A 21,216-nucleotide genomic window follows, 5' to 3' on the forward strand; every position below is an offset into this window, starting at 1 on the left:
CCGTTCAGAAATTGTAATTTTATAAGCAAGTAGATCCACGATTTTATGGGATTAATGATAGATCTTTCATTTGGGAACTATTTTTTCTATGGAGTAGTGGTAACTCTCATTTCGTTTCTCTCTGTGTACTTACTGACACCTAGGTTAATCACCTTGCTGGTCTCGAAAGGATTTGTAGTACAAGACTACCATAAGCCTGGCAAGCCTCGGATCCCAAGACCTGCTGGTCCAGTTTTGCTCCTTGGCCTAGTGGGTGCTGAAGTTTTTCTTTACTTGTTCACTCTAAATGCCCAAATTCTAGCTATTTTGCTTACTTCGGTTATTGCATTTTTAGTTGGGTGGATCGACGATAGGAAGGTTATGCCAGGTTTTTTCAAGCCCGTAGCCCTCATTCTTGCAGCTATTCCATTGGTTGTTCTTGGGGCTCATGGGACACATTTGAATCTTATATTCGGAGATGCGTCAATCCCTCTCTTGTATATACCCCTTATATTCATCATAATTCCAGTTGCAGGTAACACCATCAATTCTATCGACGTTTTGAATGGAGTTGCTAGCGAGGCAGTTATTACGGCTACCATACCGCTTTTGGTGTCTATTGCTGTTTTCGGTAATACCATCGTCTTTATTGGTGGGCTTTCTCTTTTTTTTGGAATGATAGCATTTTATAAATACCATAGGTTTCCTAGTAAAATTTTTCCAGGAGATTCTGGGACATTATTGATTGGAGCCATGTACGGTGCGCTTGCAATCGCGGGTAGTTCTGAAATAATTGGAGTTATAGCATTGCTCCCTTCAGTTATGAATTCATTTTTGTTTCTTAATAGCGTGAAGAAGATAGTTGAGCATAGGGAAATCAAATCTCGCCCTACCATACTGATGGAAGATTTCAGACTAATGGCTTCAAGAGATAAACATGCACCTACAACTTTATTGAGGCTAATCCTAGCGGATGGTCCTCTATCCGAGGAAGGAGTTGGCAAGAGGATATTGCAATTAGCAATTTACAGCTCATTGTTAGCACTTTTAACGATAGGCATACAATATTATTTTCTGTCAGGTGTCAAACATACGATCCTATTTCCTTGAATGGAACGTTGTCAAGGCTTATTATTGCTGTGTACCTCAAGGAATTGCCCCGTCTTTGCGTACTTGCGTCTATTCTACCTTACAACCGGTTTAGACGTCCCAATCACTAGCAGACTTTTTTTCTAGATGAGTAGCTTTATGCTACATGACTGCAGGATAAATTCATTCACAGACCATATCACACCAACTAATCCTTATCAGCTCTGTAAACATATCGAATATCAGAAATGCCTCGAGTTTCAAGGAATGACCAAACTTTTCCACATATCGTACAGCATATAGATCTTTCCTTTATGGAATACTGAAGCTCAAAGTGACTACAACGGATTTGATGATTTCGCTTCAGCGCCTCCATTTCTCTTAGGAAGCTGATATTTCTTGTTGGGTTTTCAGCCACTACAAACACATACATTGAAGGATAAAAAACCCTTGCTTGTAATTTCTATCATCAAGTGAATCTGTAATTCAAGTAGTCATAACGTAATCATGAATTTTGTTGACACTAAGTACACTTACAGGTTGTTGTACTGGACTCGCCGACATAGGAACTAGTGTCAGGCAGTAATGAAAGGATTGGTAAGTTGCGTAACTGAGAGTATAACTTCTAGAAGTTCTTGTCTGATCTTCGATTGATACAATTATACTCCTCTTCTGTAAGACGCTGTTATTGAAACTAGTCGAAGACAGCATACCCACCTCAACGAATTTAAATTGGTAAAACAGGAGGGGATGTAAACTTATCTAAAATATATTCAATGCCAATATATTATTATATGATGTAACAAATTATAGAGAGCTGGTTAGCAATAAATGGGCCGCATCCGACAAATGGAAATTTCAGCATTTAAGTATCTCAGTACTAATATTCCTATGAATGATTTTATGGATATAACTTTTCAGCATTTTCCATTATACAATGAACATCAATATTCGGTTGCTCTTGCTGTGATGTCCAACGATATGACGATATCGAACCGTTTGGACAAAAGGTAGAGATGTGAGAGCATGCTTAATACGAATCCTGATTCCAATAATATTGCTAATGTTAGTGTATCTGTATCGATCTCAGACATAAATGTACAATTTAGTGGTAGCCCTGAGTCTGTCCTAACATCGGTTATTGGGTTTATAACAAAGCAGGTTCCCTCTATTGACCTTGCCAGAAAGATCTCGCTGAATTACTCTGTCACAGAGCTCATCGATTTATTTTCTAACTTTATAAAAATAACTCCGGAGGGACCGAGAGTAATTATGGGACAACAAGAAACTGGAAATAAGAAACTATCAGACAAAGAAGTTGTTGCCCTACAATTAGTAGCTACAAAAATAGCCAAGGACCTCGGCAAATTGTCGTACGAAGGGTTGCCTTTATCTGAAATTCAAGCAGCAACAGCCTTAAATCCAAAGTCTGTTAGTTCAAGGCTTTCAGAGCTAGTAAAGATTGGACATGTGATGCGGGATGACGTTTCTGATGCAAATGAATCTGTAATTTATAAAATAACCACGACTGGCAGTCACTGGTTAAAATCTGTGCTGGCAAAGAGAAAGTGAAATCGAACCTATCTAAGAAGAATCATGTGGGGGTCTTTTTTGTATGTATTGGTAATTTCTCATAGTGCCGTTTCTAGCAAGGATATTTTCTCTCACCATATCTGTTAGAGAATGAGAAACTGCTGTCCTATCGTAGTTAAAGCCGCGCCTGGACATCTCTAGATGGACCTCACCTAGATGTTTTTCAGTGCCGAAGTAACCTTCAGACCAAAGATCTTCCAGAAGAGCCCTACAGGTCATCCCTGCCTTTTGTGTCATCCTAGTACGAAGAACTGCTGAATTTGTAGATGCTTTTACAGTATCGCGAGTTGAATTAACCTCATTGGCCAACGTATTGACTCTTTCTTTTAGTTCTTCAATCTTAGTATTCAGATCTGAGTTAATGATAATCGAGGTATCCATGCCTGAGAGCACATTTTCTACTACCTCCTTCACTTTTTGTTCGGTACATGTGATTTCTACTTCCCAATCGTGATATTTTAGCCTAATTTTTGCTTCGGGATGCAAGGATTCATTCATTCACGGTTACTTTAACGAAGAAATTTTCTGTCACATAAACTTGTTGCTGAGCAAGCCCATCATGGCCATGTTGCACAACATTAATAACTAAGCATGTTATATTGTTGAACAACATGAATATGCAATTAAATTCAGAATTCAACTGGACAGATATCAGTTGTGGACTTGGTGAATCTATTGGTAGGAGCCAATTTGCCGATCTGCATAATGTTCTTAATGGAAAAAAAATCATTTTTACTTGTTTTAAAAAGAATCACGTTCCAGTTGGTGGGTGGGGGCTTGATTCGAATCAAAAACAATCAATAAGAACGATTACACCTGTCAGAGAGATTTCCCCCGTAGCTGCAGTCGACTCTAGCAGTATCACCTTAGCTGAAACTGAAGATGGTGTAATTTATGCGGCCAAATGTGGAATTGCATTCGCTCTAAACGGTGAATCTACTATGCATCTCAAAGTTGGTCCAATTTTATTTTATTTAAATGATCAAACTCTTAAAGAATCCACACTTGATTATAGGCTTGCAAGGTTAATCCTATCCGATCAAGAATCAGCTAACAGGATGATTAGATTACGAGTTGAAAGATCAGTACAAATTAAAATATCAAACCAACTTGCAAGATCCATAATTTTAATCGACGGAGCATTGAGAACTTCGCCATATGAGACTACGAATCAAAACATTGCAGCCTTGACAGAAATGTGCTTGATTAGAAATAATACCTTGATCGGAATAAGCAAGAATACATCATTTAAAGCTCTAAGCAGAATATCGATGCCACTAGCCAAAACCAAAGGAACGGTCTATTCAGATGTTGGAATGATAATTCAAAGCTTAAGTAGAAATTCAATGGGTAAAAACCTACTAGTGAAACTGGGAGATGGGCCAGGGCCTGTTCTGAGGGCTGACATAGTTTGTGCTAGTGGGAATTTAGAAGCTTCATTTGGCAAATTCATAGCCAACGATTCAATGGCTGGAGGTTACCCCGAGACCTTAAGACTTGCACATCATATTTCTACTTTTACGAACACAGAGATTTCATGCTTAAGAAGCTATCTCATGAACAATTATAATCTGGAAGAGCTACATACAGAAGATATTCGTAAGACTTTATTGGGCTCGATACCGGCATGAAAGTCTTAACAAAAAATAGCAACGAACTAGTAATATTGGCTATGAAAAGTGATAGTATTCACAAAGGCGATTACTTGTTAATTGAAGACAACTATCTAAACAAAAAAATGATTGCACAGATCTATGATGAAGAATATCTTTCATCTCAATCACTCGTCGAAGACATTGTTAGGGACGAAATTATAACTTCTTTAAGCACTGAAAGCTTGCACGATCCTCTTAATATCGCAAAAATGTCAAATATGATCAGGGACGCCAGAATATTCCTCACTAAAATGCGAGGAAGTATAGATGGAAACGGCAAAATATCTGCAGACATAAGATGGATACCATCGAGAGTCAATTCCAGTCTAAGACGCCTAACCAGCATTGAATTGAGCGGTTATTTAGGTAGAGACGGCCTCTTGCCAATTAAGATGGGTTGCACAAGAGGAGACAAAGAAAGTTTTGAGATCTACGCAGAGGACCTCGATGGTAAGCTGAATATACTTACTGGTAAGAAAGAGTCAGGTAAATCCCATCTTACCAAAATCCTAATTAGTAATCTCATACAGTACGGGGCGTTCGTGATCGTTTTTGATTTAAACGATGAGTATGGAGGCATTTCCAAGAACTGCGATGGGTCTCCGTCCTCCCTCGAAAAACGAGTAAAAATTTTAAGATCTGATAGCGGTTTAAATTTCTCTCTTAAATACTGTGGAAAAGCAGCGATATCAAATATGCTAAGAAATGCTCTTGAGACCCCGAATGCGTCTATGCGTGAATTTTTTAGGATCTGGGATTGGCTGGAGAATAGAAATAATTTAAAAATGGAAGCTTTTGGAAAAGCCGTTAACACATGGAACGCTAACGAGTTAGTGCGAGATGCACTAGTTTCTAGGTTCCATGTCATGCAAGCATCTCATTTATTTCTCGAAAATGACTACGGAGGATTTAGGTTCGAAGATATTTTCTCAAATCAAAATGATGGTTCTGCGATCGTGATTAGTATGGGCAAAATGATTCCAATTGTGAGACGAATGGTCGTAGAACTAATCTTGAATAAACTTGTAGACCTATTAGAAAATGACATAATCCCTCCAATTTTCCTTTTTGCTGAAGAAGCACACATGTATATTCGCGAAACATATTGGGAGGACATAATAACTAGAATGAGACATTTTGGAATCTATCCTACTTTTATAACCAACCAGCCGGACGCTATAGGTGATGGGATTTATCGACAGGCGGACAACATATTTCTATTCAATTTTACTAACGACTCGGACTTGGAAAAAATTTCAAAAGTATCTCTAGCTGATAGTGATACCGTAAAATCACTAGTCAAGACATTGCCTCATCGTTCCTGCCTTATAATAGGTAAGGTGGTTTCTGACCTGCCTATCGTCTTAGAAGTTGCACCACTAGATACAATCGCGTTGGGGGAAACAAAGAAGTTTTTCAAAATTCAGGAGTTAAAGTTCTAAAGTAGAAATTCTATGTGATAGCTCCCTCGCCATGTTTTTTTGTGCCTATATCCACAGCATCGGCTACTGGAGAAATGAAAATCTTGCCGTCTCCTGCTGAACCAGTGCTCACAGTATTTAATATCGTATTTACCACTTTCTCGACATCAGAATCTTCAACTACGGTGAGTACGTTCGCTCTAACCGAAAATTCGGAGACGTATCTTGCTGTTCCTCTGCTACTTTCCACCATTGGCTTGGGACCTTTTCCACGGCCTCTTGATTCGAAAATTGTACATCCGCCTACCCCTGCTTTTTTAAGGGCATCGTTTAATTCTAAGACTTTTTCATTACTTATAATGGCTTCTACCCGTTTCATATTTTGCAATGAATGACGTAATAATAAAAGGTTTTGTTCAAATTACAACCAATTAACTTTCTACATGTAACATTCCAGGACAAAAATTAGATATTCCTAGCTATTGGTCTTTCCGAAAATGGTGTTGAGAGAGGCTGGCGCTCTCAAAAAGAGATAAGTAATCCAGCTACATTCATAATTATCTTGGACAGTTCAGGCTATTACGCGATTTTAGGTGTTTCTGAACAGGCAACATATCCTGAGCTAAAAAGAGCGTACAGACGCCTGGCTAGAAAATATCACCCAGACAGAAACAGATCATCTCAAGCCGAGACTATGATAAAGAAAATCAATGCTGCTTTCGAAGTTCTTTCAGATAAGGATAAGAGAGATGAATATGATAAGGGAGACTTATTTAAGGCTGTGTCCAATGACAGATCTCATTATAGTGAGGACGAAGGGATGGACGAAAACCATGACTATAATCAGGAGCATAGTAACAAGTTTAACCAATATAGGCCTAGGCAGGAGCACAAAACAAAGGCTCCTGAGATGCATGTGACGGCATCAGGCCTCGATCTTCCGAAAGGTCGCTTTCAAATTACAATTGAACCTTCACTTTGTCTAGCCTTTGGGAGTTGTGAAATACTAGCTCCGAAGGTTTTCGTTGTAGAAAAAAATAAGAGAATTAATCCAAAGGCAAGAATAGAATCAGAGGTAGGGGCAAAATTTGAATCAATTTTGGCTGCTGCTCAGACCTGCCCTACAAAGGCGATCAAGATTGTGGATAGATATACTGGGGAGCAGATCTATCCGTAGGTAATGTCAGGAAACTAAGGATATCATGTGCCGCCTAAATAGTATGAATGTAAAACGTCGAGCATTTTGTAGTAACTCTAGTTTAATGAACAAAATTTTGTTATTTTCCTTTATGAGTCTTCAATAGGGACTCTAGTGACAAATTGGTTGTGCTTTTGCAAAATGAGTTGAGTTCTTAGCATAGGTCGTTGTTGACCACTGTCCAGTATTTAAAAATCGACTTCATATAGAATAGAATTCGTCAAAATAAGAGACTTAGTTTGTCGCCCTTATACTGAAGAAAAATCAAATATGCTAAAATTCACGATATTGAATAGCAATCAAAACACTTACTAAAGTGTTGAGAAGGCTCCAACGGTATTTCTTTGCCCACACCAAAATTGCAACTGTACTTTTCATTAAGGGCCCATAGATAATACAAACCTCTTGGTTGAGCTGCAAGTCATCCTTCTTATTAATTCAACACGTCTTCTCAATAAGAACTTAAAAAATGAGATTCATTAAACTATACTTAACTAAATAATTTAGATTGACGAATTCATCCAGAGTCGTTGTCTCCCTTGTTTTTAGTCTAAACCTTCAGGTAAGTATCTATGGGCTAATGCTAGCTCTATAGCGCCCAGAATGGGATCAAAGCCGAGATACGAAAACACTGACAAAAATAATTAGGAGCATGCCAAACAACTCGAACAAGAAATCCCCAAAGAAGCTAAACATACAAAGAAATGATAGCCTGCAAGAATATCATATAAATCTCATCATTACAATGTGGCCCAGGTTAAATTTTAGGCTGAAACACAGATGCAATAGTGTCTAGTAAATATGCTCTGACCTCAAATGCAGAATCGCGCACTAGCAACTGTAAAATTGGGTGTACATCCACTACTTCTCTTGCTTACAATGAGATCTAGGATGCCTGAATCCACGAAAACAGGATTTCTTCGATTAATTAAACCATTTGAAAGGTCGACTGAAGACATTATCAAAATAACAAGGGCCTTTGGGATCGCCCTTAAAGTTCATGACAGAGAGTTCGGAAAAGAGAATACCGTTGATCCATTCATAAATCATCATCTAAAGGTGGCTTTGCTGATTACAGAGGAACTGAGAATATTTGATGCAGACCTGGTATGTGCAGCTCTTCTTCTAGATACACTAAATTCTACTGTGGATGTGCTAAACGAATTTGAGCATCCAATACGCGAAATACTTGCAGTATCGAGGATGCCCTCATTTAATAAGAACGAACGTGAAAAAATGCTCAATGAATATTTTACCAATCTTTCAAATAGCCCTTTGTTCGCGCGCTATCTAGTCCTCGCAGACAGGCTGGAGAACATCCGAGCCTTAAAGAAGGCCTCCCACAAACATAAGATTTCGCGGTATAGAGAAGAGACTGAGAAATATATAATTCCTCTTGCCCAAAAAACTGATGAAAATATTGCTTTTAAATTGTCAATTGCACTATATGAGCTGAAATAAAGATTTGCGAGTCCCATTTCGCCTTCGCATGGTCAACCGGGAAGATTGGTCAAATCAGTGTGTGATATCATGTGCACATTTTAACACTCGGGGCTTTATAGCGGATTCTCCTTCGGAGCCATTCACCATATATCTATATATCTTTATATCATCTTATTCATTATATTTTTCCTAGTTTCTTGACATACTTTTTATAAGCGTCTAGATAGGATTTCTTGTCTCCAATGTCGACAAACCCTGATTCTATTCGAAAGCCTCTTACAAGTCTATTTTGCTCGAGAGCTTTTTTCACAGCATCATCCATACCGAATGCGCTAGACTTAGGTATGAGTTTTAGGAATTCCGGTTCCATGATATAGCACCCAGTGTTGATTAATCCATTCACTTCTGGCTTTTCCCTCCAGCTAATTACTTGATTTTTCTGTTTACGTCCTTGTATCCTACCTTGTCCGTCCGGTTTTGAGTTCTGTGTTCCATCTTTTCCATCTTCAATGTCAATAAATCCATAGCGGAGTTTCGTTTTATATTCGAGAAGTGCCATGGATATAAAAGCTCTGGATTCTTTATGTTCACGGATCATTTTGTCGAGTTCAAATGCATAGACTGCATCCCCGTATAGGCAAACGAAGGTGTCATCCAGAAATTTCTCTGCCGTCTTCAATTGACCTGCAGTAGCGAGTGGCCTCTCTGACCTTGCATATTCTATTGTAACTCCAAATCTTCCACCATCTTCGAAATAGTCTTCGATTGTTCTATGCAAATAGCTCACGCACATAATGATATGGTCTACCTTATTCTTTCTATCACCAATGTACTTTTTGTTGTTGTGGTTGGTACCTGTTACCCACTCGATGATATGCTCCAGCAATGGCTTATTGCCCAAAGGCAACATAGGTTTTGGGATGAAAAACGTGTATGGTTGCAGCCTCGTTCCTAGACCCCCTGCTAAAATAACAGCTTTCATCTAAGCCCTACTCACAAGTAGCTGACATTGATGGGACATATAAATAGAATCTGGTACTAGAAGGCTGAATTAGCAGACAGGTGTTTCCTGACCTCTTGACTCCCGTTGTAAGGAAATATCTACGGGAGGTCTTTCTCCTAGTATGTATCAGTATGTATTTATGTCCTATTTTGGAGGCCAATCCTATGATCAGCGGGACAAGGGAAGAAGCCAAAAAGAACAAAGAAAAATGTCTTAGAATACTTGCAATATCTTCAAATATACGATTTGTGGGCAAAATAAACGATTTTGGAAGAACGCTTGCTGGGCAGCTTCGTAAAGATGTAGTGCCATTGTTTAAACCTGACGAAGCTCGAAATGAGAATTTTGTTGAGGCTACTCGGAATCACCTACGGAAGGCCTTTGAGTCATCAATCGGCAAAACTACCTACACTCTGACTGAGAATGAAAAAGTAAAAGTCCTTAGCGTCCCTCGTGAGACCTTTTTCTACTATATTACTCTGGATAAGAATACAGAAGTGGATGAGCTTTACGAAATTATTAATTCAGTGTTGGACATAACGAAGGAAGAATGAAGGAAATCAGTCTATCAAAAATTTTTGGGTTTAGGATTATCTCTAAGTTTAGAGACGAGATCCGTTCGAATAATTCGAAAGCAATGATTCACTTATGTTATGATTAATTTTTCCGAGACACACCTAGTCTTTGCCGGAATTCCTTATCGGCTGCAATAGACGGGTGATTAGGATCGGCTAGTATCACCTCATACCATAGAAATCGGCCATCCTTATGTAAGTAATAAGAACCAAGACTTTCCATGTTTGGAAAGCGTTTCAGAACTCTTCGTTCAGCAACGTGTCGCATACTCACTCCTTGCTTAATGTGAACAACGCCAAGATGTTTTGGCCTTCTGCCCGCAACAGGTCTCTGCTTTCTCATGCCACCTCTTCCCACCCTTGCTCTGACCATTATAATGCCTTGTTTAGCTTTATAGCCTAACCTGCGTGCTTTATCCAATCTAGATGGCCTCTCTATCCTATGTATTGCCTGTTCGCTCCTCCAAAGTATCGCTTTGGACTTTAACTCATGGCTATTAAGTTTCCACAAGTTATTCCATGCTAAAGCCATGTAGCCACGCATAGAGATTTCATGTCAATAACCCTTAATATCTGTATACCGAGGACAAGGGAATTAATTTACAATTGCCTCCATTTCAGGACTCTAAGACAGTTAGATTTTAATTCCAGTTCAAGCTAATTTAATAAGCAAGATATTTAAGTGGGAAGACATGGGGTCTAACACTAGGCATTTTACGAATCTAATTGCAGTTCGTGCATGATTTGGATTACCTTTTCCGCGATGACAGTTGCGGCAAGTTCCTGCGACTCTTTGGTCTGAGAACCAATATGTGGAGTACATATCAAGTTAGGTAAGTCTATAAGTTTCTTGTTAACTGGAGGTTCGATTTCAAACACATCTAATGCTGCCCCAGCTATCTTGTTTGTCCTCAAAGCATCATATAGCGCGTTTTCGTCGATTACTGCTCCACGAGAGGTGTTTACTATATACGCGGTAGGTTTCATTTTTGCGAAGAGCTCTGCGCCGAGCATGTGCTTGGTTTCAGAAGTCAGAGGCACGTGGCAGGAAATAAAATCTGCACTTTCTACTAATGTATTGAGATCGGTCTTTATTAGACCTATTTCTCTAACATAATCTGCATCTATGGGATAAATATCATATCCTATGACGTTCATACGCAATCCTCGTGCGAGACGACCTAAATTCCTGCCTATATTACCTACACCTATGAGCCCGATGTATTTACCCCTCAATTCTGTACCAATCAAGTCCTTTTTTATCCAATTACCATTCTTAATTTCCTTATCTGCACGTGTAATACTTCTAGCAAGACATATCATACAGCCTAAAGCGAGTTCAGCTACAGCATTGATAGCAGCCTCAGAAGAGTTGATTACTCTAATACCTTTATCTTCTGCACTTTTAACATCTATATTATCTAGACCTACTCCTACCCTAGCAATTATTTTCGCTTTGACTGCCGCTTCTATAACTTCTCTATTAATTCTAGTTCTACTTCTGACTATAATGACATCATAATCTTTAACTTTGGAAAATAATTCGTTTGAATCAATTTCTGGATAATAGTCTACCGTCAATCCTGCCCTCTCCAAAATAGCCACGCCAGCAGGATCAATAGGGTCAGATACAATGACTTTGCCGGTTGCCCTCATAGGCTTCGAAAATTTCAGTTACTTATATAACTATTACTTCTGGCCGTTCAATACCAACAAAATATTATACCTGCTGCATAGATATGATGACGGCGACAACGGTTGGATGAATTACTTAAGCTGATCAGTATTAAAAAGTATTTTCCTGTAAGAAGGAGCCTTAAGGAAATATTTGCCAAGAATAGTCAGGCTTACATTAGAGCAGTGGATGATGTAAGCTTGACTCTAAAACAAGGTAAGGCACTTGTAATTGCCGGAGAATCGGGGTCAGGTAAAAGTACTCTTGCGCGGATTGTTCTGCGAGCTATCAATCCTGATTCAGGGTCAATAGTATTCAATCAAGAGGAAGTTACCAAATATTCAGGTAAAGAGTTGAAGACATTTCGCACTGATGTGCAAATGATTCATCAAGATCCCTATACGTCATTAGATCCTAGGATGAGAGTATTAGATATAGTAATGGAGCCTTTGAATATTCATGCCAAAGATAAGACAAAGAGAGAGAAGATCGAGGAAGCCTACAAGTCCATAGAAGAAGTCCGACTAGAACCTGTGGCAGATGTAGCTGAAAAGTTCCCAAGCATGCTATCAGGTGGGCAGAGGCAGAGGGTTTCCATAGCCAGGTCGCTAGTACTTAAGCCCAAATTAATCGTAGCCGATGAGCCTGTGTCAATGCTTGATGTTTCTGTAAGAGCTGAGATTCTGCAGCTGATGAATAATTTGAAAAATAGACTCGGACTTTCATATCTGTATATCACACATGATCTATCTACTGCTAGATATATTGGCGATGAAATAGGTATCATGTATTCGGGGAAGATAATTGAAGATGGATCCATAGAACAGGTTTTGTTAAATCCATTACATCCATATACACAGGCATTACTTGATGCTATTTCAGAGCCCGATGCAAAAAATTTGGAAAAAGAAAAAATAATTCGCATCAAGAATATTGAAAAAAAAGATAGACCCGAGACAGGTTGTAGGTTTATTCATAGATGCCTTTATTCAATGGACATATGCAAAAGTGATCCGCAAAAAGGCGGTGAGGAGGAGAACCATTATGTTTCTTGCTTCATTTACCCGTCCTAGTGGATACTCGTCATAGTTCGTATTCGACCGATTTGATTGTCATCATTGGAAAATTGAGAAATAAGGTGTATTATTCAACTAGTATCTGCTTTACACGCTAATTTCGTTGTGAGGAATTTTGTTTGAAGGTTTGTACCGTATGACTTGTGATACTCCGCTGTGGGAGTATACCCCGTATATCAACCCTGCCTCTGCAACCGTTGCATCCTTTAAGGTTACCATTATCATCTGATTTTCCTTAGATCTCTGCAATAATACTTTAGAAAGCCTCTCTGTATTCTGAGCGTCAAGGTGAGCATCAACTTCATCCATTAAATAGAACGGGGATGGTTTGAGTGACTGGAGTGCCAGAAGAAAAACTATGGCAGCCATTGTCTTTTCCCCCCCAGAAGACTCTCGTCCTGGCTTGCCTTGAAACTGAACCATTAACATTATGCCTTCAGGAAATTCGTCATGTTTATACTCTGGCTCAAGCCACGCAGATCCACCAGTTACCTCAGAGAAAGTTTGTCTTAAATTATTATCAACCCTTTCCAGGGCTTCAGTGAATACTGTATTCTTTTCTGTAGCGATTTCTTCAATAAACCTGACTATCGTATGTCGTTCCGCTTCCAACAGATTTCGCTTTTCTGACATTCCCCTATAACCTTCAATTAATTCTATGTAGGCGTGGTCAGCGCGCTGATTAATCCGAGACTTAAGATCATCCAGCTCGACAGTAAGCATATCCACTATTTCGTTGACATCAAAAGAATCCAGCAAATCTTCATATCCTGATAGCCGTAGATCATTAAGTAGAGTAAATTCCTCTGACTCTAGAGTAGCAATATCCTTCTTTATTAAAGCAATTTCCCTTTCTTTAGAACTATGTTCCTTCGATAATTTTTTTTCAGTTTCCTGTAATGTTCTTATTTTCTCGTCATATGATCGTAACTCACGGACCGAGGATCCAGCGGAAATTATAATCTGCTGTTCACGATCCCTTTCGATTTGAAGACTACTTTCCATTGAAACCAAATCAGATTTTAAGCTTTCAACATATAGGACACTTTCTTTCTGTTCAGATTCGAGGTGATGAATATTCTCTTCAAGGCTTTTTATTCGAGCCAAACAAAGATCGATTTCACTTCTCAAAACTCGTGATGCAGTAAGAGCTTCTTGCAGAACAAGATTGGAATCGTCTATCGAAGATAATATCTGACCTCTCTTAGCGTTTATCCTTTCCAACTGACTTTTCACAGTTACATCGCCAATGGCATCTACCTTTTTGGAAACGTACTCTATAGGAAGTTCGATGATAGCTAAACGTCTATGCAATTTCTCTAATCCTGCTATCAACGAATTGTGTACTGACTGAGTGTAGGCGCCTTCTTTTAAAGACGATTCAAGAGCTTGCTCATTCTCATGAATCACATTGGAAAGGCTTGAGAATTGCATATTCAAACTATTTACCGTTTTCTCCAATTCGAATTTTTCGTGCTCTAGTCGCTCTGCTGTTTGTGCAATTTGTTTCAGCTCATTACCTTTCTTTTCAATTAATTTCTTCAACGTGGATAGCGAATTTCTCAGAATAATAATAGAATCACTTAGTAGGAGTGTATGAGTAAGATCAGATATTTTGGATCCAAAATCAGCTGACATAGATGATCCCAGTGGTTCGAAAAGCTCCCCTTCAAACGTGACAGCTTTATAGCCCTTTCTAGATAGAAAGTATGCAGTAGTGGGAGTCTTTACGAGAAGCGTATTCCCAAAAAGAAAATCAGACAATTCCTTGTGATCACAGTTCGCAAAGTCGGCTAGCCTGCCTACAACTGTAGAACTACAATAAGGAACATACGATCTTTTAACTTTTCGAATTAAGTCTAATGGAATGACTTTAAGGCGGGGAAATTTATTCTTCTTAGCGTAGGCTGCGAGAAGTATCATCGATTTGACGTCATTAACAACAAATGCTTTCGTCCATTCAAAAGCTGCTGCGAGAATTGGCCTCTCATATATTTTGTCCCAAGTTACCAATTGGTAGACTAGGCCCTCAATTCCAAACTTTGTTGGCGTTTTCATCAACTCTGCTATTGCGACATCTTCAGACATTGAATTTTTTATCGTGGCAGCTTTTATTTCGTAGTCGCTTGTAAAGCCATCAGCTGTCGACAAAAGATTGTTCGCACTCTCCAGATTAACCTGTAACGTAGATTTTAATGCCTTGAGTTTATCCATTCTTTCCTTCTCAGTTTTTAATTTAATCTTCATAGAGTCCATTGTGGCAGACAAGCTGTCCAGGCGTTGCTTGTTTCTTGCAATACTCGATTTCAGTTCAAAGTTTGCTGAATCACTCGACCTAATTTTATCGGCCGCTATTGCAACTTTCTCATCCACTCGTGCCGACGAAACATCCAGAAAATTTTTCACATGGTTCAGGCTTTTCAGCTGGCACTCAAACTTTTCTCGCACAATAGTATAACTCGCAGCGCTAGCGGACAATTTGTCAATTTGGGAATCTGTTTCTGTAAGTTCGGATTTTAATATTGATTGATCCTCATATAGATTCTTAATAGATTTTTCCTTTTCAGAGAGCTCGTGCTGAATCGCTTTTAGTTTACTGTTGATACTTTGTTTTTCAGTTTCAATTGAAACATAACGTAACTGAATTTGATCCAATTTTTGATTTGTTTCTTTGATGAGTGCCCTCTTTCTCTCAACATCATAAACTAGACGAGAGACGGCACTGCCTATTCCAGTTTTGGTAGTCGAAGCGGCGTCTGCATCTTGGATAAGTTTTAGCTTTTGCGATCCTAGCTTTTCAAGTTCCGAATTAACTTCTTCGAGCTTGACATCTAACTCCTCTAAACCTATCATAATTGAATTTAAAAGATTAAACCTTGATTGCAAGTTACTTCGAACTGCCCTTGTGTTATTGGAGATCTTCACTGCTCTGAACCTTTGTAGGTCAGATTCCACTTGTTTGTACCTTAGCTGATCATTTCGTTCCTCCTCCAAACTATCAATTTGTTTTCGGATTTCATCAATTCTAGCCATAGCAATGTCCAAACGGCGGTCAGACTCTTCGAGCTGTTTCATCGCCTCATTTTTCTTCTCATCAAAATAAGATAGCCCTATTATGTCCTCAATTATTTTTCTCCTATCTTCAGAATCTAGCTCAGAAATGCGAGTTATCATTCCCTGTTGGATGATATTTAGTTTGTGTGAAGTTGCAAGAACAATTTCCAACAACTCGGTGAGCGTGCCTTTTGTGACTCTTTTCTTATTAAGGTAATATTGACTCTCACCCGTTTGTCCTTCCATTTCTCTTGTTACAACAACAGAGTCAGAATCTACCGGAATTCCTCTATCAGCATTATCAAAGTATAAACTAGTTCGAATTAGTCTTGTTGAATTCTGTTGACTATCATGAAATAATGATTGAAACTTATCCACTCGCAACACTTTTGGACTTGTCTCACCGATGGCGAACATTATCGCATCCAGGATGTTGCTCTTTCCAGAACCATTGGGACCAGTTATGGCTACAAGTCCCTTTTCGAAATTTATTACCGTATTTTTAAATCCAAATGATTTGAAACCGAATACCTCGAGTTTTTTAATATGTACCAACTGCTGACAGGTATTGAGAATGTTCTTCTAATTATATGTTATAATGAGAATCCTCGCGTTTTCAAAACCCTTTTTCTTACTGAAAAAACATCATTTTCATTTATTGAACTGCACTATCCGTCCTATCCTCTGCTTTTCTTTTGAATACAAATACAAGTAGCTTCTCTTGTATTACCTCAGGATGATAACGATCTGGTTTGAAATAGACCTTAGAATTGTTTGAATCGATCACAAATCCACTTTGAAATGCTAATTGCTTTAGTTCGCTACAATAATTCGCACTCCCTTCCGTGCCAATAAGGACCTGTAAAGTACCTGATTTGGTCAATTTTGATGAAAGTAGTACAAACATATTTTTTAGAGAGAGCTTCTCTTCATCACTACCTATTGGATCAAGGGTCTGGGATAATGTCAGCAGAAAATTATCAATTGACTTGTCGGGGATATATGGTAAAAGTTTTTGTGAATCTCCCCAGAAAGGACGGGCGTTTGGGGGATCCAAATCTGAGAACTTTGATTTTGCCTTTAGCACTTCGAGCTGATCTTTGCCGATCGCGATAAAGTATTCTGCCCAATTGGCAATCGCGATATCCCTCAATACATCACTGTTCCTCATTCGTACTTCAACATTAACTTTTATGTAAGATTTTCGTGCTACATTAACTGCTCTTACNNNNGGGTTACCTTCATGGAAAAAATTATATATCATAATCCATCTCCGCCTAAAAATATCTGGGAACTGGCGATCCCGGATTAGCTCCTTAAAAAATTCATTTTCTGCGAAATCTGAAAAGAACGCATCAGTTCTGGAAACTGCTTCGACTCTTGGTAGGTAGAGCTCATCGTATAGACTACTTACTCTATCCCAGGCTCTGATTGGATCTGAGCTCATATAGGTCACAGAAAGATCCGAGAGCCAGAGAATTTCACTCATCAGCTGTATCTTTTCCAAATCCTGATTTTTATTCTTCAGATCAGATAGAAGCTCCGAGTACATCTGTTGAGAGTGTATTTGTTTGGAGTATGGAAAATCCGTCCGCCAAATCAATGCTTCCACAATTGTGCTTTCGATTGGCCTTTCCTTGTGAGAATCCAGATATTCTGGATGAGTTGTTGTTAATTCCGTTGCAGGAAACAATGCCTCATTATACTGTCGAAAGTATTCTTCAAAGTGGGGTCCGTTCATTGTAAAGTATGCGTCATGGATTCTTGTATTGGATATCTCCTCGATGGTTCTGGTAACCTTTGGGCCCTTTGGGTTCTTGTTCTCCCCCTTTTCTCCATAAGAATATGCTTGTGCTGGGTCATAATCGTGCAAAAGCGCCGCAACAAGAATTAATTCATAGTCTCTTGATCCGAACGTATGTTTACGAAATTGCTTTGGGATCATCATTAAACTCAAATAGCCTACCTCAAGGCTATGATGAAAATTATGGTATTCGCTTGAACCTTCGCCAATACCTTGTCTAGTGTATGCATTTTTAAGAAATCCTAGGAGGGTACGCAAATTACCCGATCTGGCCCTCGAGATCCCCTTCATCGTTGCTAGCTCCAACAATGCGATTGCAAGCTCTTCATCTTGTAAATTGGCAAGGTTTTCATTCGCATTGCGAATTATTCGCTTTCTTAACCCGGGAAAGCGTTTGACTATCTGCTTATACACAAGTCTGAGAGGCAAACTTTTGTTGAGATATATTCCAAGTGCCGTGGTTGCCCAAGGATATCGAATTCTGGGACTTTCACGTTCAATAATCTCAAATGCAACTCTCACCAGATTTTGATTAAGCTCTGCAATTAGTGAATTCAGCTGACCATTATCGATGTTTAATCGTTCCTTATAATCTACAAACCTTACGCGTTCTGTGTTCATTACCGACCATTGTGGGACCTTGACCCTGAAACTATGGCGAGTTCTCGATCCGCGAGCAAAAAAAGAAAAACCACTACGCTTTTTTGATTCTTTATAAGTCACTGCTACGTTTCTCCGCCCAGAAGAAAAAGGCAATTCTATGTCCCGTACGACTTGTACGACTACTTCCCGGTTTGCTGCCTGTAGTCCGAGTAAAATATGCCAGTACTTACCTTTGTCCAGCCAATCTGGAGCATGAGTTTCTTTATCCCAAAAGTCGATGGGGCCCAAGGGAACATAACCTTGGTCATATTCCTTGGTCTCAGGATTGTAAGAATGATATTCATATTCACCGATCATAGGATCGAACTTTTGAGCAAGGCTCCTTGCTCCATTTACAAGATTAGCTGATCTAGTAAATTCCTGATAGGCCATTATTCCCCATATACTACCTAAGGAGCTAAGTAACGTAAACACTCCAGCCTCAATGTCAATTTGATGTAGGAGTAAATATCTTGGGATAAGAGGAATTCCAAACCATCCTGTTGACAACATTCCGGTAAGAGCAAGTGTGATGAATAGCCACCGGGCCAAATCGTTATAGAATAGGCTAAATGATCTTCCAACAACATTTCTGCCCTTTCTCTGTTCATTCATACAAGCAATTCCACCTTATCTTTCGTTAGGTACTAGACTTATGTACTCCAAGTGGCATTGGAAATTTATTTATGTCACTCAAGGCTGCTTCAAAGATTGCCAGCAAATTCTCATATCGAGTGATAAGAGTGGCTCTCTTAATTATAATAGAAACTAAAAACTCGGTTTTCGTACCTGAGAGATTTTGTAGGGTAACCCTATGATCCCGTAGCAAATAAGTTAGTACGCTTTGCAAATAGCTTCAAGTAACTCTTCCCACGACTCATTTTTGTGTATGCCCCACCCTTCAAAGCAGACCACTTCTTCAAGTCGCATCCTTCCTAGCCATCCAGTTGTTTCAAGATCAGGCTTATCAGCGAATTCATTGACGTATCCCAAACATAAGTATGCTACGGGTCTGACGAACGACGGAAGCGAGAGTATATTCTGGAGATCGTCATTCGCGAGTATACTTACCCAGCCAATTCCTACTCCTTCGGCTCTAGCAGCGAGCCAAAGATTTTGAATGGCACAACAAACGCTATAAACGCCGGTCTCTGGAATTGAGGCTCTGCCTAAAACAAATGGCCCAAACCTCGTAGGGTCGTAAGTGACGCAGATATTAATATCTGATTCTAATATCCCTTCAAGTTTAAGTGACATGTACATTTTCTGTTTCGTTTTGTCGCCTTCAAGCATATTGATAGATTTTTCTCTTTCTCTGATGAAAGAATTCTTGACCTGCTGCCTAATCTCCTTAGCTTTGATTAGTATGAAATTCCAAGGCTGTGAGAACCCTACCGATGGGGCATGATGCGCAGCATTAAGTATCCGAGCTAGAACCTCAGTCGGAATCTCTTTGCTTAGAAAATGTGCACGAACATCACGCCTAGAAAATATTGCTTTATATAGTCCCTCTTTTTCGCAGCCTGAAAATGAGTGGTCACAAGGCATTGTTGGAGTTAATGACGCCCCTAGTATTAGATTTATTGATCATTCTGTTCCGTGTCGCAAATCTCCTGCACAGCATATAGGATATTTTTTTGTGCTTTGATGACATTCTCATTATACAAGTCTATTCCAGTAAAATTTCGACCCAGGCTTGCACAAACTATACCAGTTGTTCCTCTCCCAACGAATGGATCTAGAACCCAGTCTGCTTTTTCTGTTGTAAATTGAAGAATTCTAAATGCGAGCTCTTCTGGGAATATTGCAAAGTGTTCATTTCCATAATGTGCCTTAGTGGCAATTTCCCACACATTACCAGGATTCTTGCCCTTTGAATTACAAGCAGCGAAAATTGGATAGTGTTTATGACCTCCTATCCTCTTTCTAGTGGCATGTCGTTTGAACTTACGGAAGCAAGTGGGACAATATTTTTCAGGATCGTATCCAAATGCCTTAGATATCTCGCTAGTAGTAGGCAGCTCGTTGAATTGAGTGATAGGGCTGGCGTTGTGGACAATTTTAAGTATTTCATTTATTTTTTCCTTGTCTTGACTGCAGGGCGCATATTGTATCATGTGTTTAGGTGGTGTTTTGTTTCTTCCCTCTCTTGCTTCATTTCCGACTAATCTAATACGGTCCAATTTGGTAAAACATTTCTCATTCTTGGACAAGAATAGTACCATTTCGTATGCTTGTGAAAGATTCTCTTTTGAACTACTAGAAATATTGTTCTTTTTGTACCATATTATGTCTTCTCGAAAAGTGTAACCAGCATCAACTAATCTTTGTGCCAGCTTATGTGGTATCATGAGTTTCCCGTACCGCCTACGAGTATCACCGATCACAATCCATAGACTGCCGTCGTCCGAGAGAAGATCTCTACAAACAGAAAATGTTTTCGTGAGTTTGTCAATATATTCTTCCCCACTTTTTTCTTGGCCTATCTCTAGTGGATCATTACCATACTGTCGATGGCCATAATAAGGAGGAGACGTGATTATAAGACGATATTTTTCCTTTTCCCCTTTTTCTTTTAATAAGCTACATAATCTATCATAGGCATTTCCTAGAAGGACCTTAGAACTGTTCATCTAGTTATATTTCCCTCACAATAATATTACTAAAATCTCAAACTTTTAATTAATTACTTCGCTTCTACTTTAACTTTATTTCTAACACTAGCCTATGACTAATGAGATAGAAATAGGTTTGACAGTTCTTATTTATAAGCTTTCTAAATTTCTAGAAATTTAGTAAATATCCAACTGTCTACTTACACACAAACAATTATCCGTGGTGAAATAAAGATGAACAATAGGTTGATTAAAAACTACTATTAAAATATATGCCATTTTATTTTAGTCTTGATTCGTTAGATCTAATCACTTTATAATGATGACTGGCATATCCGAATATATAACCTATCCAAAAGAACCTCAAATACCAACGGGCCGGTGGTCCAGCCTG

The 21,216-nt window shown here is 39.0% G+C and carries 16 protein-coding genes; 8 read left to right on the forward strand and 8 right to left on the reverse strand.

Annotation, left to right across the window (positions count from 1 at the left end):
• Positions 1–45 precede the first annotated feature (45 nt).
• Both DYY65_RS02180 and DYY65_RS02185 read left to right on the forward strand, forming a co-directional pair.
• Positions 46–1,089, forward strand: a complete 1,044-nt coding sequence (locus DYY65_RS02180) for a UDP-N-acetylglucosamine-1-phosphate transferase (protein WP_236561613.1) — start codon at positions 46–48, stop codon at positions 1,087–1,089.
• Between the two features lie 1,005 nt (positions 1,090–2,094).
• Positions 2,095–2,640, forward strand: a complete 546-nt coding sequence (locus DYY65_RS02185) for a hypothetical protein (RefSeq protein WP_162476356.1) — start codon at positions 2,095–2,097, stop codon at positions 2,638–2,640.
• Between the two features lie 12 nt (positions 2,641–2,652).
• On the opposite strand, the gene DYY65_RS02190 is transcribed toward DYY65_RS02185, so the two are convergent.
• Positions 2,653–3,159 carry a hypothetical protein gene (locus tag DYY65_RS02190; RefSeq protein ID WP_162476357.1) on the reverse strand — a complete coding sequence of 169 codons (507 nt, stop codon included), beginning with the start codon at positions 3,157–3,159 and terminating at the stop codon, positions 2,653–2,655.
• A 119-nt stretch (positions 3,160–3,278) separates the two neighbouring features.
• Here DYY65_RS02190 and DYY65_RS02195 point away from each other — a divergent pair, with 119 nt between their 5' ends.
• The gene (locus tag DYY65_RS02195; protein ID WP_162476358.1) at positions 3,279–4,292 is read left to right on the forward strand and encodes a DNA double-strand break repair nuclease NurA; all 1,014 of its coding nucleotides are present in this window, start codon (positions 3,279–3,281) and stop codon (positions 4,290–4,292) included.
• 41 nt (positions 4,293–4,333) lie between these two features.
• Positions 4,334–5,758 carry an ATP-binding protein gene (locus DYY65_RS02200; RefSeq protein ID WP_162476359.1) on the forward strand — a complete coding sequence of 475 codons (1,425 nt, stop codon included), beginning with the start codon at positions 4,334–4,336 and terminating at the stop codon, positions 5,756–5,758.
• A 10-nt stretch (positions 5,759–5,768) separates the two neighbouring features.
• Here the strand turns inward: DYY65_RS02200 and DYY65_RS02205 are convergent, their stop codons facing one another.
• Positions 5,769–6,116, reverse strand: a complete 348-nt coding sequence (locus DYY65_RS02205; protein ID WP_162476360.1) for a P-II family nitrogen regulator — start codon at positions 6,114–6,116, stop codon at positions 5,769–5,771.
• A 183-nt stretch (positions 6,117–6,299) separates the two neighbouring features.
• Between DYY65_RS02205 and DYY65_RS12840 the strand changes: the two genes are divergently transcribed.
• Positions 6,300–6,914 (forward strand): ferredoxin, encoded by a 615-nt coding sequence (locus tag DYY65_RS12840; protein ID WP_162476361.1) that lies wholly within the window; start codon positions 6,300–6,302, stop codon positions 6,912–6,914.
• A gap of 912 nt (positions 6,915–7,826) precedes the next feature.
• Entirely contained in the window at positions 7,827–8,396 is a 570-nt protein-coding gene (locus tag DYY65_RS02215; protein WP_162476362.1) for an HD domain-containing protein, read from the forward strand.
• Between the two features lie 160 nt (positions 8,397–8,556).
• Here DYY65_RS02215 and DYY65_RS02220 read toward each other — a convergent pair whose 3' ends face one another.
• Complete coding sequence (locus tag DYY65_RS02220; RefSeq protein WP_162476363.1) at positions 8,557–9,360, reverse strand: nucleotidyltransferase family protein; 804 nt, start codon at positions 9,358–9,360, stop codon at positions 8,557–8,559.
• Between the two features lie 185 nt (positions 9,361–9,545).
• On the opposite strand from DYY65_RS02220, the gene DYY65_RS02225 reads away from it, so the two are divergent.
• Positions 9,546–9,935 (forward strand): hypothetical protein, encoded by a 390-nt coding sequence (locus DYY65_RS02225; RefSeq protein WP_162476364.1) that lies wholly within the window; start codon positions 9,546–9,548, stop codon positions 9,933–9,935.
• A gap of 103 nt (positions 9,936–10,038) precedes the next feature.
• On the opposite strand, the gene DYY65_RS02230 is transcribed toward DYY65_RS02225, so the two are convergent.
• Both DYY65_RS02230 and DYY65_RS02235 read right to left on the reverse strand, forming a co-directional pair.
• Positions 10,039–10,500 carry a 50S ribosomal protein L15e gene (locus DYY65_RS02230; protein WP_162476365.1) on the reverse strand — a complete coding sequence of 154 codons (462 nt, stop codon included), beginning with the start codon at positions 10,498–10,500 and terminating at the stop codon, positions 10,039–10,041.
• A gap of 170 nt (positions 10,501–10,670) precedes the next feature.
• Positions 10,671–11,612 (reverse strand): D-2-hydroxyacid dehydrogenase, encoded by a 942-nt coding sequence (locus DYY65_RS02235; protein WP_162476366.1) that lies wholly within the window; start codon positions 11,610–11,612, stop codon positions 10,671–10,673.
• A gap of 102 nt (positions 11,613–11,714) precedes the next feature.
• On the opposite strand from DYY65_RS02235, the gene DYY65_RS02240 reads away from it, so the two are divergent.
• A complete protein-coding gene (locus DYY65_RS02240) occupies positions 11,715–12,704 on the forward strand; it encodes an oligopeptide/dipeptide ABC transporter ATP-binding protein (RefSeq protein ID WP_162476367.1) in 990 nt (329 codons plus the stop codon).
• Between the two features lie 90 nt (positions 12,705–12,794).
• Here the strand turns inward: DYY65_RS02240 and DYY65_RS02245 are convergent, their stop codons facing one another.
• From DYY65_RS02245 to DYY65_RS02260, 3 genes are all read right to left on the reverse strand, one after another.
• Positions 12,795–16,316: a chromosome segregation SMC family protein gene (locus DYY65_RS02245; RefSeq protein WP_162476368.1), complete on the reverse strand. Its 3,522-nt coding sequence runs from the start codon at positions 16,314–16,316 to the stop codon at positions 12,795–12,797.
• Positions 16,317–19,041: 2,725 nt separating this feature from the next.
• A complete protein-coding gene (bluB, locus tag DYY65_RS02255) occupies positions 19,042–19,755 on the reverse strand; it encodes a 5,6-dimethylbenzimidazole synthase (RefSeq protein ID WP_162476370.1) in 714 nt (237 codons plus the stop codon).
• 32 nt (positions 19,756–19,787) lie between these two features.
• Positions 19,788–20,840, reverse strand: a complete 1,053-nt coding sequence (locus tag DYY65_RS02260; RefSeq protein WP_162476371.1) for a DNA-methyltransferase — start codon at positions 20,838–20,840, stop codon at positions 19,788–19,790.
• Positions 20,841–21,216 lie beyond the last annotated feature (376 nt).

The sequence above is a fragment of the Nitrososphaera sp. AFS genome (genome assembly GCF_009898475.1).
Lineage (GTDB): Archaea > Thermoproteota > Nitrososphaeria > Nitrososphaerales > Nitrososphaeraceae > Nitrosopolaris.